The 15,987-nt window shown below is 50.4% G+C and carries 9 protein-coding genes; 6 read left to right on the plus strand and 3 right to left on the minus strand.

The window, feature by feature from the left end; all coding sequences use genetic code 11:
* Positions 1-22: 22 nt before the first annotated feature.
* A complete protein-coding gene (locus ACQ76X_RS08080; protein WP_438492869.1) occupies positions 23-1,387 on the minus strand; it encodes a dicarboxylate/amino acid:cation symporter in 1,365 nt (454 codons plus the stop codon).
* Between the two features lie 506 nt (positions 1,388-1,893).
* On the opposite strand from ACQ76X_RS08080, the gene ACQ76X_RS08085 reads away from it, so the two are divergent.
* The 5 genes from ACQ76X_RS08085 to ACQ76X_RS08105 all read left to right on the plus strand — a co-directional run bounded on the left by ACQ76X_RS08085 (position 1,894) and on the right by ACQ76X_RS08105 (position 11,367).
* On the plus strand, positions 1,894-2,682 hold the full coding sequence (locus ACQ76X_RS08085; RefSeq protein ID WP_438492871.1) for a hypothetical protein: 789 nt from the start codon (positions 1,894-1,896) through the stop codon (positions 2,680-2,682).
* 72 nt (positions 2,683-2,754) lie between these two features.
* A complete protein-coding gene (locus tag ACQ76X_RS08090; protein WP_438492873.1) occupies positions 2,755-6,471 on the plus strand; it encodes an S-layer homology domain-containing protein in 3,717 nt (1,238 codons plus the stop codon).
* Between the two features lie 295 nt (positions 6,472-6,766).
* Positions 6,767-7,567, plus strand: coding sequence for an ABC transporter ATP-binding protein (locus ACQ76X_RS08095; protein ID WP_038597612.1), 801 nt, complete (start codon positions 6,767-6,769; stop codon positions 7,565-7,567).
* On the plus strand, positions 7,560-9,218 hold the full coding sequence (locus tag ACQ76X_RS08100; RefSeq protein WP_438492875.1) for a hypothetical protein: 1,659 nt from the start codon (positions 7,560-7,562) through the stop codon (positions 9,216-9,218). Before ACQ76X_RS08095 ends, ACQ76X_RS08100 begins: the two co-directional genes overlap by 8 nt.
* A 139-nt stretch (positions 9,219-9,357) precedes the next feature.
* Positions 9,358-11,367 (plus strand): putative bifunctional diguanylate cyclase/phosphodiesterase, encoded by a 2,010-nt coding sequence (locus ACQ76X_RS08105; protein ID WP_438492877.1) that lies wholly within the window; start codon positions 9,358-9,360, stop codon positions 11,365-11,367.
* A gap of 211 nt (positions 11,368-11,578) precedes the next feature.
* Here ACQ76X_RS08105 and ACQ76X_RS08110 read toward each other — a convergent pair whose 3' ends face one another.
* A complete protein-coding gene (locus ACQ76X_RS08110) occupies positions 11,579-13,273 on the minus strand; it encodes a methyl-accepting chemotaxis protein (RefSeq protein ID WP_438492879.1) in 1,695 nt (564 codons plus the stop codon).
* A gap of 247 nt (positions 13,274-13,520) precedes the next feature.
* Between ACQ76X_RS08110 and ACQ76X_RS08115 the strand changes: the two genes are divergently transcribed.
* A complete protein-coding gene (locus ACQ76X_RS08115; protein WP_438492880.1) occupies positions 13,521-13,952 on the plus strand; it encodes a MarR family winged helix-turn-helix transcriptional regulator in 432 nt (143 codons plus the stop codon).
* Positions 13,953-14,036: 84 nt separating this feature from the next.
* Here the strand turns inward: ACQ76X_RS08115 and ACQ76X_RS08120 are convergent, their stop codons facing one another.
* Positions 14,037-15,974, minus strand: a complete 1,938-nt coding sequence (locus ACQ76X_RS08120) for an LTA synthase family protein (protein WP_438492882.1) — start codon at positions 15,972-15,974, stop codon at positions 14,037-14,039.
* Between the last annotated feature and the right edge of the window lie 13 nt (positions 15,975-15,987).

Consider the following 15,987-nt stretch of genomic DNA (forward strand, 5'->3'; position numbering starts at 1 on the left):
TGAATATAGGTCAGGTAGAGAATTATACGGCGGATGCAATAAGCTCATCTTCGTCGTTGTCGTTATTGAAGGCATCCCGGTCGAACTCTCCTTCGGAGTTGGCCACCAACAGGGCGGTGACGGTTGTTCCGGTCGCATTTACAGCTGTGCGGCCCATGTCGATCAGTGCTTCCACACCGGCGACGATTGCGATACCCTCAAGCGGCAGGCCCAAAGCGGTAAGTACGACGGTTGTCGAGATCACTGCGGGTCCGGGCACACCGGCAACTCCGATGGAGGAAATGATGCTGACAAAGACTAGCAGAATATAGTCGGTCAAGCCAAGGTCTATTCCAAATACCTGTGCAGTGAAGACAGCAACAATGGCCGGCCAGATCCCGCCGCAGCCGTTGAAGTTGACTGACGCCCCAAGGGGAGCGACAAAGCTGGCGATCCGGGGAGAAACATGCAGCCGTTTTGTAATCACCTCAAGGTTAACCGGAAGTACAGCGTAGCTGCTTCTGGTCGTAAAGGCCACGGCAACGGTCGGATAAATTTTGCGGAAGAAGCGCAGCGGATTGACTTTGGCCACAAAAAATACGAGCCCGCCAAACACCAGCACAAAATGGATAATCAGTGCGACGTAGGAGGTTATAATTACACTTCCCAGCTCCTGCAGCGTTTCCCAGCCGTAGCGGGCAGTGATGCCGGCGATGAGTGCAAATACACCGTAAGGCGTCAGACGGATGATGAATTTAACGACCTGATGCAGTACCAGTGTCAGCGATTGAATGAGGTCACGCACGGGCTTCACGGACTCTGCATTTTTCGATCCGATCTTGATGATGGCCACTGCAAGGAAGATTGCAAAGATAAGCACCGGCACAACCTTGCCTTCAGCCGCTTCATTGATCGGGTTGGAAGGTACAAGGTCAAGAATGACCTGGGAGAAGGTCGGAATTTCACGGGCGGTGAAGTCGGCGGGCACATCCTGCTGAATGCCGTTTCCCGGGTTGAACAGCAGTGCAACCAGTAGACCTATTATTGAAGCAATACCCGTTGTTCCAAGGAACCAGGCAAAGGTCTTGAAGCCGATCTTACGCAAATACTCCAGATTGGTCAGCGATGCAATACTGTTAAGCACCAGAACGAAGACCAACGGGACAACCAGCATGCGGATCAGACTGACATAGATGCTGCCGAAGGTGGTGATAGCCTTGGTGTCAAACTCCAGATTCTGAAAAAGAATGCCGACGACCAGACCAATTGCCAGGGCTACAATGACCCGCGTACCAAACCCGACGCGCTTGCGGGCCAATAGGAAGAGTACCCCGAATACAAAAATCGATACAACAAAGCCATACCAGTTACTTTCGATGGCGGTGATCAAGTTGTTGTCGATAGACATTTTTAATAATCCCCCTAATCCAATTAGTTATGTAAGAATTAATGTGGGATAAATATACTGGAAGTTCCGCTGTACTGTCAATCCTTTTCTAAAAGATAAGAATTGTAATTTTACGCTGTTTCGTAGTCCTAATATCCCCCCAGTTTTCTTTAATTAAGCTATTGTATTCGAGGTAGCAATGTTTAATTCCTACAAAAACGATGAGGAAAATATAATTTGGGGATTGACAAGAAAGTGATCCCTTATTAACATGATATCAATCACATCACAGGATAACTTTTTGCTGTTGAAGATTTGCAGACGGGAATCGACTGGACGACCAGAGGTTCAATCAGTGCTTGCTATTGCACTGTATTGAAGCTCTATTTTTTTTGCCAAAAATCTAAAGAAAGGTAATAAGCGATAGGTGTATCCAATTTCATAGTCCAACATTAGAACAGGCCAAGGGGCGGGCGTATGAACTTAAGTACACTGCACCGGGCCAGAGAAAAGGATGGTTACCATTTATGAAAAAGCTCACTGTATCCGTAGTAGCAGCAACTTTGATTTTCTCAGCTCTGACTTATGCGGCTGTGACAGCGAAGCAAGACAACAGTGCTGAGGCGGCAGCAGCACCGGCTGTTGTGAAAACAGCGGCCGACAGTAGCGTGGCTCAGGCCGCTGCACCGGCAGCGACCGGGCCTGCTCAGTCTGTAGAGACGGCAGCTGCCACTGCAGCACCGGTTCAAGCGGCAGCTGCAGACAAGGCTGCAGGCGGGGCTGCCGATACAGCGCAGGCCGCAGCGACAGCAGCACCGGCGACTGAGCCGGCAGCAACTGAAGCGAGCAAGCCGTCCGCTCCGGCCAAGGCGCAAGAGGTAGTTCAGGCCAAGGCGGAGGTTGTTCAAGCTAAGGCAACTGCCGCTCCTGCGGCTAAAGAGCCGCAGCCCCAGGCAACTGCCAAGGCTGAAGCCAACACCGTAGCTGCTGCTCCTAAAGCGGCTGCGGCACCTAAAACGGCCGCAGCTCCAAAGGCAACTGCGGCTCCGCAAGCAACTGCAGCGCCCAAGGCCGAAACGGTGAAACCGGCTGCTGAAGTACAGGCCGCAGCTACAGCCGCTCCGGCTGCTGAACAGCCTGCCGCGAAGAAGGTGACGTTCTCGACAACTGAGGTAGTCAAGGCGAACACAACTGCTCCGGCGTCAGAAGCGGCTGCCGGCACATCCTCATCCCAAGCGGCCAGCGCACCGGCAGCAGCACCGGCTGCGAGCAATCCGGCGCCTGCTCCGGCCGTTGAAGAGGAAGTTTGCCCTTAAGCTGTTTTTTTCTTCTAGACTCCTGTTGCTTGGTATTGCAAGTACAGAAAAAGATAAAGTTGAGGTGCGCTAATGAAAAGACAGCAAACACTGAAAAAAATCCTTGCGCCGCTTTTGGCGGCTGCGCTGCTCGTCTTGCCGGTTAACCCCGGCAAGGCAGGGGCTGAGGCGGTTCTTCCGCTCAGCGGTTCCGGAACGGTCAGCACATATAATTATTTTTATGAGAATTATCCCCATCTGAATGACCGTAATCATGTGTACAAGACCGCTACATATGAAGATATCGTCAATCTGTTTGAGAGTGAGGGTACTTATGCTGTGCTGGTTGGCGGCACTTGGAGCGAGGAGACTCAGGCCAATATCGGGTTCATTAATGAGGTAGCCAAGGAAACCGGGATCAACGTTCCCACGATCTATAATTTTGACACCAAGCTGGACGGGGCCACTCTTGATATCGCAGACAGCAATAATCCGTATGCCTATAAATACGTTGATCTGGTCAACAAATATTTGAAGAATCTTTCGCTGTATGACAAAACCGACCGGGAACACAATGTGAGCTATGTGAATGCAGCTGGCGAGACTGTTTCTGCCAACAAGATTGATGCTCCGTTCTTGTTCCTGTACAACAAGGATCATAAGGATGGACAAGGCAACAGCGCACCTATTGTTTCCTATCTAAAAGACGGAGGGTCTTGGGAACAATTTCAGACAAGCGGCCAGCTTGATCCAGCCAAGGTCGATGCTTATAAAAACTCTGTCAGACAGGTGTTTAAGGCTGCTTCCACTTACAGTGTGATCAATGAATCCGAGTATATTAAATCGGCATTTAACCGGAATTACGCCGGAGAGAACAATGGGAATATTATTTTTACTCCGGAGGACAAAAATCTGGTGCTTGAGCATGTGACCTATCATCAGCTGAAGCAGATTCTGGCCAGTGACGGCAATTATGCCCTGCTGTTTGGGGGTTCCTGGTGCCCGAATACCCAGGCAATCATTAAATATGTCAATGAACAAGCGATCGCGCACCATATAGATAAGATCTATTTCTTTGACACGAAGCTCGATTCGGGGCTGACGGTAGCTGAGTCTGGTAATAATACGGGAACCAACGGACGGGCCAATCCGCATAATAACAATGAGCTGCAGATTAGAACGAGCAATCATCCGTATGCCAATCTCTACGTGGATCTGGTGGATACTTATCTCACCAATATCAAGACAGAGAATAATCAGGCGGCTAACCCCTCTGTGATCAGTTATGTTAATGATCTGAACGAGACAGTCACAGGTGACAGACTTCAAGTGCCGTATCTCTTCACGTACAATAAAGACAATAAAGATGCGACTGGAGCAAAGGCTCCTATTCTGGGGCACGTGGAGCTGATGTACTCCTGGACGAACATCCAGCCGGGTTATGTAAGCAGCGGTTATTCCGACGGCTCCAGATACAAAAATGCCATTCAAGCTTTGAATACTTTGTACTCCCGATTGGAGGCTGTGCCTGCCGGACTGTACGGCACCTCAGACGGCACCATCAGAGGAGCTAACAGCCAGCTGGAATACAAATACAAAAGTGTGCAGGATTCCGTCTATGAATATCAATCTGCCGCAGGCGATACGATTTCGGGACTGGAGCCGGGAACTTATCTGGTAAGATATAAAGCCACTGCGGGTTTCCAAGGTCCTATTATTAAGCCGGAAGGAACCACGGCCATTCCATACGCTGCGGGAGAAGCGGTAGAAGTGGTTGTGCCCTTGCCCGGAGAGCAGGCCGCCCCTGCAGGATTAAAGGGATTGCCGCCGACAACTGCGGCGAACGCCGATGGACAGATCAGCGGTGCCAAGGGTGCGCTGAGCGCGGAAAAGCTTCAATCGCTGGAATACAGACTGGCAACGGTTACGGAGTATACGTATGCCAAGGATGTATTGCCTGTACATCTTATACCGGGTGTCTATCAGGTGAGATATGCGGCTAAGGAAGGAATTGCGGCAAGCCCTGAGGCTAGCATTGCCGTTCCGGCCTTCACAGACAGACAGGCGGCACCTACCGGCCTGGCAGGAGTGAAGCCGACTACCTGGGAGAATAAAGACGGGAAGATCACAGGCACCACCAAGCAATTGCAGATCAAGCTGTCCACCGTTACGGAATATGTCTATGCGGGAGACGGAGAAACCACCGGGTTGATACCGGGCGTGTACAACGTAAGATATCCGGCCAAAGAGGGTTATGCAGCAAGCCCGGCGGCCGATGTAGTTGTCCCCGGCAACCTTCAGGAACAGGCTGCGCCAACCGGTCTGGCCGGCATAGCGCCTACCTCCTCCGAGAACAAGAACGGAGTGATTACAGGCACAACGACAGCCCTGGAATACAAGCAGTCGACGGCATCCGTCTACATTCCGGCTACTGATAAAGAAATCACGGGTCTGGCCGCTGGAACCTATAACGTCAGAACTGCTGGCAAGCTGGGCTATAAGCCAAGCCCTGATACCAATGTTGTTGTACCAGCCTATGTGCCGGCAACAGGTTCGGGCGGCGGGAGCGGCGGTGGAACACCGGTTGTTCCGGTACCAAGCGCGAGTCCAGCCCCGTCTGCGACAACATCCGGAGATACAGTGACTACAGTTGCAACCGCATCGGTTAAAACTGACGATGCTACTGGCGTGACCACAGCTGCTGTTACCGCCGATGCGGTGGCAGGCCTTGTCAGCAGCGCCAAGGCTGCGGAAGCGCAAGGAAAGAAGGCTGTTCTGGAAATCAAGATTGCAGCAGGTACGGGTACCAAGACCACTGAACTCAGCATTCCAAGAAGCGCATTTAATGAAGTAGCTTCCGGCACGAATGCCAGACTTACGATTAATGTCGAGAACGTTGGGCAGATCACCTTTGATTCCACTGCGGTGGCAAGCATCAGCGCAGCCGCCGATGCCGGGACCATTGTCATTAGAATTGCCAAAGTATCCTTAACCGAAGAAGGTAAGGCTGTGCTCGGCGACAGACCGGTGTATGATCTGACAGTTCAAGCAGGAGACAGCAAGGTGACTGTCTTCGGCGGAGGCAAAGTGCAGCTCAGCCTTCCTTACACACTGCAGGCAGGCGAAGATGCAAACTCCATTATTGTTTATAACATCAACAGTACCGGTGGTCTGGATATTGTCCGGGGCAAATACAATGCGGCTGCGGAAGCGGTGGAATTTGTAACCACTCATTTCTCGCAATATATCATTGCCTATAACAAGGTCAGTTTCGCCGATATAGCTGCCACCGCCTGGTATAACAATGCTGTAAGCTTCCTGGCAGCAAGAGAGATCACTTCAGGTACTGCCGGCAACAGCTACAGCCCGAATGACAACATCACCAGAGGCCAGTTTATCGTTCTGCTGCTTAAGGCTTACGGCATTGCGCCGGAAGCGGGAGCTGAGGAGAATTTCAGCGATGCAGGCAAGAGGTATTACAGCGACTATCTGGCCGCTGCCAAACGGCTGGGCATTGCCTCCGGTTCCGGCAACAATGAGTTCAAGCCGGATAGCTATATCACGCGTCAGGAGCTGTTCACGCTGCTGTACCGCGCCCTTGAAGCTCTGGGAGAACTTCCCGGGAAGAACTCAGGCAAGGAGCTGACCGGCTTCAGCGATGCAGCTGAAGTTGCAGGCTACGCTCAGGAAGCACTGAAGGCACTAGTGGAACGCGGCATTGTCGAGGGGGATAACGGAAGAATTCATCCGCTCGACCCTTCGACCCGGGCGCAAGCGGCACAGGTTATTTATAATCTGCTGTCCAAGTAGAAAGCTTGCGCTGCAATAGAAAACCGGAATCGGTTAATGTCCTATTCTGCTAGCATAAATACGAGTCATTATAAGGGGCGGCCCTGTAGCCGCTCCTTTTTTTGTTGTGAATGTATAAGTTTTCGGGGCCTCCGCAAAGGTGTTGTGTTGCTTTCCAAGCCAAAACCCTACTTTGTAGGGTTAGTTTGTTGCGATTCCTCACATGAGGAACGTTGTAAAATTTGATAGAATAGGAATAGTATTGAAAGTTTGTCTTAGTGAATTAAATGACAGCCGATTCGAAAGGAGATTAACAATGGGGCTATTGGAAGAGCCGGTCATCTCAATATCCGGCTTATGGATGAATTACAGTGACAGAATGGTGCTGCGGGGAATCGATCTGGAGGTTCACCGGGGGCAAATCATTGGCTATATCGGACCCAACGGGGCGGGCAAGAGCACCACGGTCAAGATCATGCTCGGACTGGTAGAGGGTTACAACGGTACGGTGAAAATTTTTGGCAGAGACATCGCTGACGGAGATACTGCCTACAAAAGGCGGATCGGCTATGTGCCGGAGGTCGCAGAGCTGTATGACAGCCTGACCGCCAGGGAGTACCTGACATTCATCGGCGAACTGTACGGCATGAAGCAAAAGGATGCCGATGAGAAAGCGGAAAGGCTGATGGGCCTTTTAAACCTGGAGAGGGCTTACGACATGCGTATCGCCTCCTACTCCAAAGGGATGAAGCAAAAGGTGCTGCTGATTTCCAGCATGCTGCATGATCCCGACATCTTATTTCTTGATGAACCGCTCAGCGGGCTGGATGCCAACAGTGTAATGATCGTTAAGGAAATCTTCGCCTCACTTGCGGCACGGGGCAAGACCATCTTCTATTCCTCGCACATTATGGATGTGGTAGAGAAGATCAGCAGCCGGATCATCCTGATCGACGGGGGAGATATCGTAGCAGACGGCAGCTTCTCGCAGTTGAAGGAGCAGAACAGGGAAGGCTCGCTGGAGGAGATCTTCAATCAGCTGACCGGATTTGACCAGTACCGGGATATTGCCGGTGAATTTGTAGCGGTCATTGCTGAGGGTGCTCCGCATGAATGATTTCTTTGTATTGAAGCTGCTTGACCGGCTGCAGGGAGGCTTCAAGAGAATCGGTGTCGATTATGGTATGCTGCGCAACATTCTTCAAGTAAAGCTGACCATGGACGGAAGGCGGACGCCGACGGTATTTGCGGGATCACAGAACAATAAGCAGGAGACCGAGGGTTCGCCGTTCCGGGTGCAGTGGTTTTATTTACTGATCGGTTTGATGATGATTTTCATCGTTATTCCCAAGGGGAATTATATCCTGATGATGAGTATGCTGTTTAGTGTGGTTATGTTCATGATTATGACAACACTGATCTCTGACTTCTCATCGGTCATGCTGGATTTGCGCGACAAGAATATTTTGTTCTCCAAGCCGGTGAACCGCCGGACCTTGAGCATGGCGAAGAGCCTGCATATTCTCATTTATTTGCTGACAGTCACGCTGACGTTTACGGGACCGTCGCTGATCGTTTCGATATTTATCCAGGGAGTTCCCTTCTTCCTGCTATACGCTGCTGCGGTCATTCTGATGGACTGCTTTATCCTTGTGTTTACCGCGCTGCTCTATTTATTGATTCTAAGGGTCTTTGACGGGGAAAAGCTCAAGGACATCATCAACTATGTCCAGATCATTTTATCCATTGGAGTTACCGTGGGCGCCCAGCTGATTTCCCGCTTGTTCAACATCACTGAGCTGGGCGTTACTTTTAAAGCGGCCTGGTGGAATTTTCTGTTCGCCCCGATCTGGTTTTCTGCTCCGTTTGAGCTGCTGATTGCCGGGAAAAAGAGTGCCCATCTTGCGGAGTTGGCACTGCTTGGTCTTGTGGTGCCGCTGGTGCTGCTTGCGGCATACATCAAGCTGATGCCGACATTCGAACGGAGTCTGCAGAAGCTGGCGGAGCAGGGCGCTGCGGGCAAAGATAATGGACGCTTGTCCCGACGGTTGTCTGCGATCGTATGCCGGAACAAGGAAGAGGGGATGTTCTTCCGGTTCACCTGGTCCATGATGAAAAATGAACGGGATTTCAAGCTGAAGGTATACCCGTCCATAGGATTGTCGCTGGTCTTGCCTTTTATCTTTATATTCAACCAGGTGTGGAGCGGGGACATGGAGGCGGTTAGAAGCTCCAAAGCCTACCTGTTTGTTTATCTCAGCGCAATGCTGGTGCTGACTGCCGTGCAAATGCTGCGTTATTCGGCCAGCTATAAGGGCGCATGGATTTATAAAGCTATTCCACTGCCCGGGACGGCCGCGGTGTACCGCGGGATGCTTAAGGCGGTGCTGCTGCGGCTCCTGCTGCCATTGTTTGTCTTGGAAGGAGCGGTATTCGTCTGGCTGTTCGGAGGCCAGATCATTGTAGATTTGTTCGCTGTGCTGCTGGCCTCGCTGCTGTATACCGTCATCTGCTATCGCATGATGCCGCAGGCGCTGCCCTTTTCCGAGAAATATGAAGCCGCCAAGCAGAGTGATTACAAAGGGATTTCCATTGCTCTGCTATTTATATTAATGGGGTTTGCCGGGGTTCATTATGTGTTCACCTTGTTCTTTCCGGGGATTTACATCTATTTGGTAATTTTGACAGCTCTCAATTGGTGGGTTTGGCATGTTTCCTTCCCCCAAGCCGCTCCGCGGAACGGGAAGCTCCCAACACTCGGGGCTTGAGGCAGCAGGCAAATATGGACATTTTTTGCCATCCTTAAAAAAGGGGTTTAAGTTCCAGTATTTACTTAGACAGGCTTCCAAATAGAAGGTAGAATACATGGCAGCGATAATGATAATATAACCGGTGAAGAGGTCAACTATGGATCAAATGGGAATCCACTATAACATTTGGATTGTTTTTCTATCTTTCGCGCTGGCGGCAACCGCGGCCTATTCAGCGCTTAATCTGATTTCACAGGTTTCCCATTCTACGGGCAAGATCCGGCGTTTGTGGCTGCTGTCGGGGGCATGTGTGCTAGGCAGCGGAATCTGGGCGATGTATTTTGTCGGCATTATGGCCAGCCGCCTGCCGTTTGAAGTCGGTTATCATCCGGGCAGAGCGGTGTTGTCCTTGCTGATCAGCATCCTTTCCAGTTTTCTGGCCCTGGGGATTGCGGTAGCATCCCGCCAGCGGCTGCTCAGACTGCTGGTTGCCGGCTTCATTCTGGGCGGCGGAATTTCCGCCATGCATTATGTCGGAATGTCCTCTATGGAGATGGACGGCAGACTTCACTATGAGCCAATGGCTCAGGGCATATCTATGATGATTGCTCTTCTGGCATCTTACATCGCTGTATTTCTGTTTCGCAAGTTTAAGGATTACACCGGCTTCAGTGCCTGGAAGCTCTGCTCCTCGCTGTTCATCGGGTTTGCGGTAACCGGAATGCATTATATCAGCCTGAGTACAAGCCGCTTCGAGCTCAACAGTTGGCTTGGGGCTAAGCCCTTTCTGATGGAGACGGATTTCATTCTGTTGACAGGGGTATCGCTGGTAACTCTGTTTATGCTCGCTATTTCTGGAGGCGCCGTGTTTCTGGACCGGCATGTTCTGGAAAAGATGGCCTATCATGACCCTTTGACCGAGCTGCCGAACCGGCATGGACTGGAGCGTTACTTTCTGGATGAGTTCTTCGGGGTGAACATGGGTGCGGTGTTTTTTGTCGATCTGGACCGGTTCAAGTCGATTAACGACACGCTGGGGCATGACATCGGCGATGAGCTGCTGCAGGAGGTCGCAGACAGGTTGATACGTTGTGTAGGCTGCCAAGGCAAGGTTTTTCGGATGGGTGGCGATGAATTTCTGATTGCTCTGCCGGATTGTACATTAGAGAATGCTCAGGACATGGCAGAACATGTATTGCGGGAGGTTAAGAAGTCCTACAGCATTAAGGGCAATGAGCTGTATGTTACAGCGAGTGTCGGAATCAGCCTGGCTCCCGTGCATGGCACGGACCGTTCTGCGCTGATGAAAGCCGCGGATACCGCGCTGTACACGGCCAAGGACTCCGGCAAGAATAAATTCAGTGTATTTGACCAGGAGATGAACCGCCACCAGCTGCGGCGGATGTCACTGGAGAAGGATTTGCGCAAGGCGCTGGCCCGCTCTGAATTTATGGTAGTTTATCAGCCGAAGTGGGATTCATTTATGAACGTCACTGTTGGACTGGAAGCGCTGCTGCGCTGGAGGCATCCGGAGCACGGGATCATCTCTCCGGCAGAGTTTATTCCGATTGCCGAAGAGACGGGACTTATCGTACCAATTACTTACTGGATGCTGCATGATGTGTGCGGCCAGAATATGCTGTGGCACAGGGCAGAGGTAGCGAATGTTCCTGTGTCCATCAATATGTCGGCCCGGATGTTTGAAGGCGGAAGCCTGTATGATGTGGTGGAGGAGGCACTTACGCGCTCTGGGCTGGAGCCGCATTTCCTCGAACTGGAGATCACGGAATCCATCGCAATGAACAATATGGAGGAGACGGTAGCACAGCTCTCCAAGCTGCGGAGTCTCGGGGTGCGTGTATCGCTCGATGATTTCGGTACAGGCTTCTCTTCACTCGGTAATCTGGATGAGATTCCGGTCAATACGCTAAAGATTGATCAGGTCTTTATCCGCAAAAGTAAAATGCATTCGAAAAAAGCGATTATCAGCAATATTATTGCGATTGCCGGCAACCTCAATATGGAGGTTGTCGCCGAAGGCGTAGAAACAACCGAACAGATTGAATTGTTGCAATCCCTCGGCTGCCGGGTCATGCAGGGTTTCTATTACGGTCGTCCGATGCCGGTTCATGAACTGGGTCAATGGTTTATAGAAAATACAGCTTAGACGCTACATAACATTTATATCGCTCAATGTATTATACAAGAGGCTGGTCATCACTGAGAAACAGGATGGCCAGCCTCTTGTTCAAAGATAAGAATTTATATGCTTCACGTTACAAATTATCCTTCTATTTCTCGCTGAAACGGATACCGTCCTTTGAGGACGGTATCCGTTTCCACTTGTTTAGTCTGTAGCATTAAAAAAGTTATTAGAATTAGATTTTAAAGTTCTCCACCAGCACCTGAAGCTTCTCTGCAAGTGAAGACAGGAACGCAGCGGAGGATTCAACCTCTTGCATTGCTGCAAGCTGCTCCTGGGAGGAGGCGGATAAAGTCTCGGCGCCTTCAGCCGTCTGATTCGATACTGCAACAATATTCTGGATCGCGGTCACGAGCCCGTCGGAGATCAGCGCCAGTTCACGGACAGTCTCCGAAATCTGCTGGCTTTGGGAAGACATATCAGAGACGGAAACCTCTATCTCGGAGAAGGATTGCCCGGCAGACATAATCATTTCTCTGCCCTGCTGCATTTCATCCGTGGAACGTCTCATGGTTTCTCCGGCCTTGTCCATCTGATTTACAATGAGACTGACCAAATCACCAATTTGACCGGCTGATTTAGCTGAGCGTTCAGCAAGCTTGCGGACGGATCCGGCAACAACGGCAAAGCCGCGGCCCTCTTCACCGGCACGGGCGGCTTCTATCGCTGCATTCAATGACAGCAGGTTGGTTTCTTCAGCGATGCTGGCGATCGTACTGACGATACTCTCAATTTCCTTGGAATGACTGCCCAGCGTATCAATAATAGCAGACAAATTGGTAATGCTGCCGCTGACTACCTGCATCTGCGAGGTGGTGGAATCCATCGCTTCCCGGCCTGTCCGGGCCTTCAGTGCATTGCTGGCAGCATTATTCATGGCACTGTCCGCATTGTCGGCAATCTCGGTAATAAAACGGGACATGTCCTGCACAGCTTTGTAGCTTCCTTCCAAATTGTCCAGCTGCGTATGGGCCCCATCGGCAAGCTCAAGGGTGACATTGACACTGTGCTCTCCGGCCCGGTTCGTTTCCTGCGCGCTTGATGAGAGTTCCTGGGAGGAAGAGGCCACCAACATGGAGGTATCATTGACCTGGGTGATGAGGTAGCGCAGGCTCGACGTCATTTCGTTAAAGTCGCGGGCCAAGGTGCCGATTTCATCCTTGCTCTTGAACAGGAGCGGTTCACGGGTCAAATCGCCCTTAGCCACGTTGTTAACTGAACTGGATAGTTTGGTGAGCGGTCTAACCATGCGCCGGATGGCCAAATACGCGGCAATAATTGCTACTACCAGTATGGATGCGCCGATAATGAAAGGTTGAACGATGATGTCCCTCGTACGCGTCTGAATCAGCGGGCCGTCAAAATTGATGGCCATAAGTGCGATAATGGGCTTCGTGGGGTCATGATCCTGATAAATGGGGCCGTACCCGGTTTTGAGGGAGGTGCCTTGATATGTATAAACTTTGGAGTATGCGGAATGCTTCATGGTAGTAATCATTTCTTTATCTTTATCCGAAAAATAGAAAGTGTCGCCAGCTTTATAGCCTCTTTCTTTGAAGCTTTTGTCTGCGGCAAGCACAGTACCGTCCAAGGATAGGATGAATGCTTCCTTGAAAATCGGTTTATGGTTAATAATCCAGCTGATCCGGTCTTCTACAGCGGCCACCTTGCTGCTGTCACCTGCCACCAGTGCCGATATGTCAGCGGGATCTACTAGGCCGGTAGTAATGTTCGCACAGCCTACCAGTTCGATACCTGCAGCTTCATCCACTTGTCTGTAAGCCGCGCGGTATCCGAAGAACCCGATGGATGATCCGACAAGAAGTAACACAATGAGCATCATCCAAGTTAATTTTGTTGCCAATTTCATGTTTCGTACCACCAGCCCTGACTACATATATTCAGTGAATCACTGTTCACTGCTAAGATTATAGCGTATCGCGGCTCTTAGAGCAGTATCTAGAATGTAGTATTTTTGTGTCGAAAAATGCAAACTTTTCCTAAAAAAATCGCTTTTGCAATGACTCTGATCATGTCCAAAAAGACAAAAGCATTGAATCATCACCTGCCGAAATGGTACGCTTAAGGCAGGACTAACGGACTGGGAGCTGAAAGGGATGCCGCAACAAATCGATCCGTTGATTGAAGCCTTAGGATTGTCTATGTGGAGGGTGCAGCGTAAAATCACTTCACAGATGTCATTGCATAAAGAAATCGGTCTAACCGTGCCGCAATTCGGACTTTTGCGCATGATCGCACAGGAGAAAAAAGCACGGGTGATCCAACTGGCCGATAAGCTTGAGGTGAAGTCCAGTGCGGTTACAGTCATGCTGGACCGGTTAGAAGCACTGGGACTTATCGCACGCGAGCCGGATGAGAATGACCGTAGAGCAGTTATTGTGACTCTTACAGCCAAAGGCCAGGAGCTGCTGGAGGAAGCGCAGTACCGTTCGCTGCTGCTGCTTGCCGAGCATTTATCAATCCTGAAGCCGGAGGAACTGCGGAACTTCGCGGACTATTACCGGTTCCTTGAGCAGCAGGAACGATAACGTGATTGGCCTGAGGGATACAAAAAGAGCCGCGCTCCAAATGGGAGCGCGGCTCTTTCTGTACTGCTGCTTAATCCGCCTGTGTTATTCTACGGCGGTCTTTTTATCCGGCAATTGGGTCACATAGCTGTCCGACAGCTGGCGCAACCGCAAAGCATTGGTATATTCATCTTCGGTACCGGCAGGAGTTTTCCCTCCGGCGGCCAGTTTATATTGCGTATTGTCTTCAAAGCTGTTCCCGGGAATCAACAGCCCGGAGCTGGCGATGAAGGAGCCGGTTGGCAAATAATAACGCTGCGGCAGCAGATTGTATGTCTGGCTGAGCAAGTCCTGGCCAAAGTGGATATTGTTCGCCATGGAGACACCCAGCAGGCTGGCAGCCGTTGGCATAATATCAATTTCTCCGCCAACTTGTTCCAGAGTTTGTGGCTTGAGGCTGTCTCCCGCATGAATGATTAGCGGAATATTGAGCATATCGGAATATTCATATTCATGTCCGTATATTTCAGTCATCAGTTCTTTGTCATCATGGTCCAGTGAATAAATCGGCAGTCCCATATGGTCTCCGTAGACCATGATCAGACTGTTGTCCCAGACGCCACTTGCTTTGAGCTCTTCAACAAATTGTCCGAAAGCATAGTCGGCATAATTCTGCGAACGGATATAGTCTCCGACAAAGGTGCCCTCATAACGCTCAGGCAGTTTCATTTGATATTTCTCTGCCGGAATGGTGAACGGATGGTGCGCTGACATGGAAATGACCTGAGCATAAAACGGCTTGCTGCTGTCATCCATTTCTTTCAGCTTCTCGGCAGACCGGCGGTAGAGCACTTCGTCGGAAGAACCGAAGAAGAAGGTATCTTCATCGCCGAAGAACTTATGGTCGTAATATTGCTCCCAGCCCAGTGAACTATAGAGCTCACCGCGGTTCCAGAATTCCACATCATTCGTATGGAAGGTGGCTGTCTGATACCCGTTGGCCTGCAGCAATTTCGGCAGACTTGGCAGATCCTTGTCGACATACGCCATCGTAGCCGCACCTTGCGGCGGAATATAGTAAGAAGAGTTAACAACGAACTCCGCATCCGAGGTATTCCCCTGCCCCACCATCTGGTAGAAGTTAGGGAAATAAAGACTATCATCCATCAAACGGTTCAGGTTCGGTGTAATTTCAAGGCCGTCCACTTTTAGCCCCATCAGAAAGCTCTGGAAGGACTCGAGCTGAATGATGATCAGGTTCTTGCCTTTAGCAGCACCCTGAAGCGGGGAGACAGCTGCGGGATCAATTCCCTTTAGCTTGTTGATAGTATCCTGCGTAATCTCACTGGCGTTCACAAGCTCGGTTTTATCTTGAGCAAAAATGGTATAAGCCTCATAATTGAGGATACCCATCTCCTGCGCTTTCTTGATCTCATTCATACTGGCCTTATTGGGCAGTATATTGAACAAGCAGAGTGCGAAGGAAACGGCGAACAGCACACTGAAGGAAAGCTTGCCGTTGCGGCGGTGGTCACAGCGGTTAATATTATCCTTTTTATACGTCCGGCCCTTCTTATTGAAGAAGAAATAGATGCCCAGGATGATAATGTCAGCAAATATCAGCAGATAGTACGGGTCCATCAGTGAAAATACGCTGTTGCGGACAGCAGTGACTTGGTTCACCTGCTCTGCCGCATGGTAAGTGACAATAACTCCGTAATATTTAAAGTACATAATAGCGGCGAAAAAGATCGCGGTAACGAGCAGATTGACGGTCATATAATAACCAAGCTTCCGTTTGGAGGCAAAACGCTCAATAAGGCAAAAAAGCGCCCAGACAAAAGGAATTTCGGTTAATATTGTTTTCCAAGGCAATAAATCTCCAAAGATTACACCCCAAGCCAGACAGCTTTTGAGAATGAAGATGATAGTGAAGAATACAAATGGTTTAACCAACCATCGTTTAATAGTAAGGGATGACACAGCTTCGCCTTCTTTCTGCAAGATGAAACGCCGTTTCCCGGCTAGGAGGACGCAGCGCATAGACAAAAGAATT

The organism is Paenibacillus sp. IHBB 3054, assembly GCF_051594305.1.
GTDB lineage: Bacteria > Bacillota > Bacilli > Paenibacillales > Paenibacillaceae > Paenibacillus_AQ.

What these genes read in the sequence shown, in the direction of transcription:
- ACQ76X_RS08105 (WP_438492877.1), top strand. Translation starts at nt 9,358, where the DNA reads ATGGATCAAATGGGAATCCACTATAACATTTGGATTGTTTTTCTATCT.
- ACQ76X_RS08085 (WP_438492871.1), top strand. Translation starts at nt 1,894, where the DNA reads ATGAAAAAGCTCACTGTATCCGTAGTAGCAGCAACTTTGATTTTCTCA.
- ACQ76X_RS08100 (WP_438492875.1), top strand. Translation starts at nt 7,560, where the DNA reads ATGAATGATTTCTTTGTATTGAAGCTGCTTGACCGGCTGCAGGGAGGC.
- ACQ76X_RS08120 (WP_438492882.1), bottom strand. Translation starts at nt 15,974, where the DNA reads ATGCGCTGCGTCCTCCTAGCCGGGAAACGGCGTTTCATCTTGCAGAAA.
- ACQ76X_RS08110 (WP_438492879.1), bottom strand. Translation starts at nt 13,273, where the DNA reads ATGAAATTGGCAACAAAATTAACTTGGATGATGCTCATTGTGTTACTT.
- ACQ76X_RS08080 (WP_438492869.1), bottom strand. Translation starts at nt 1,387, where the DNA reads ATGTCTATCGACAACAACTTGATCACCGCCATCGAAAGTAACTGGTAT.
- ACQ76X_RS08115 (WP_438492880.1), top strand. Translation starts at nt 13,521, where the DNA reads ATGCCGCAACAAATCGATCCGTTGATTGAAGCCTTAGGATTGTCTATG.
- ACQ76X_RS08090 (WP_438492873.1), top strand. Translation starts at nt 2,755, where the DNA reads ATGAAAAGACAGCAAACACTGAAAAAAATCCTTGCGCCGCTTTTGGCG.
- ACQ76X_RS08095 (WP_038597612.1), top strand. Translation starts at nt 6,767, where the DNA reads ATGGGGCTATTGGAAGAGCCGGTCATCTCAATATCCGGCTTATGGATG.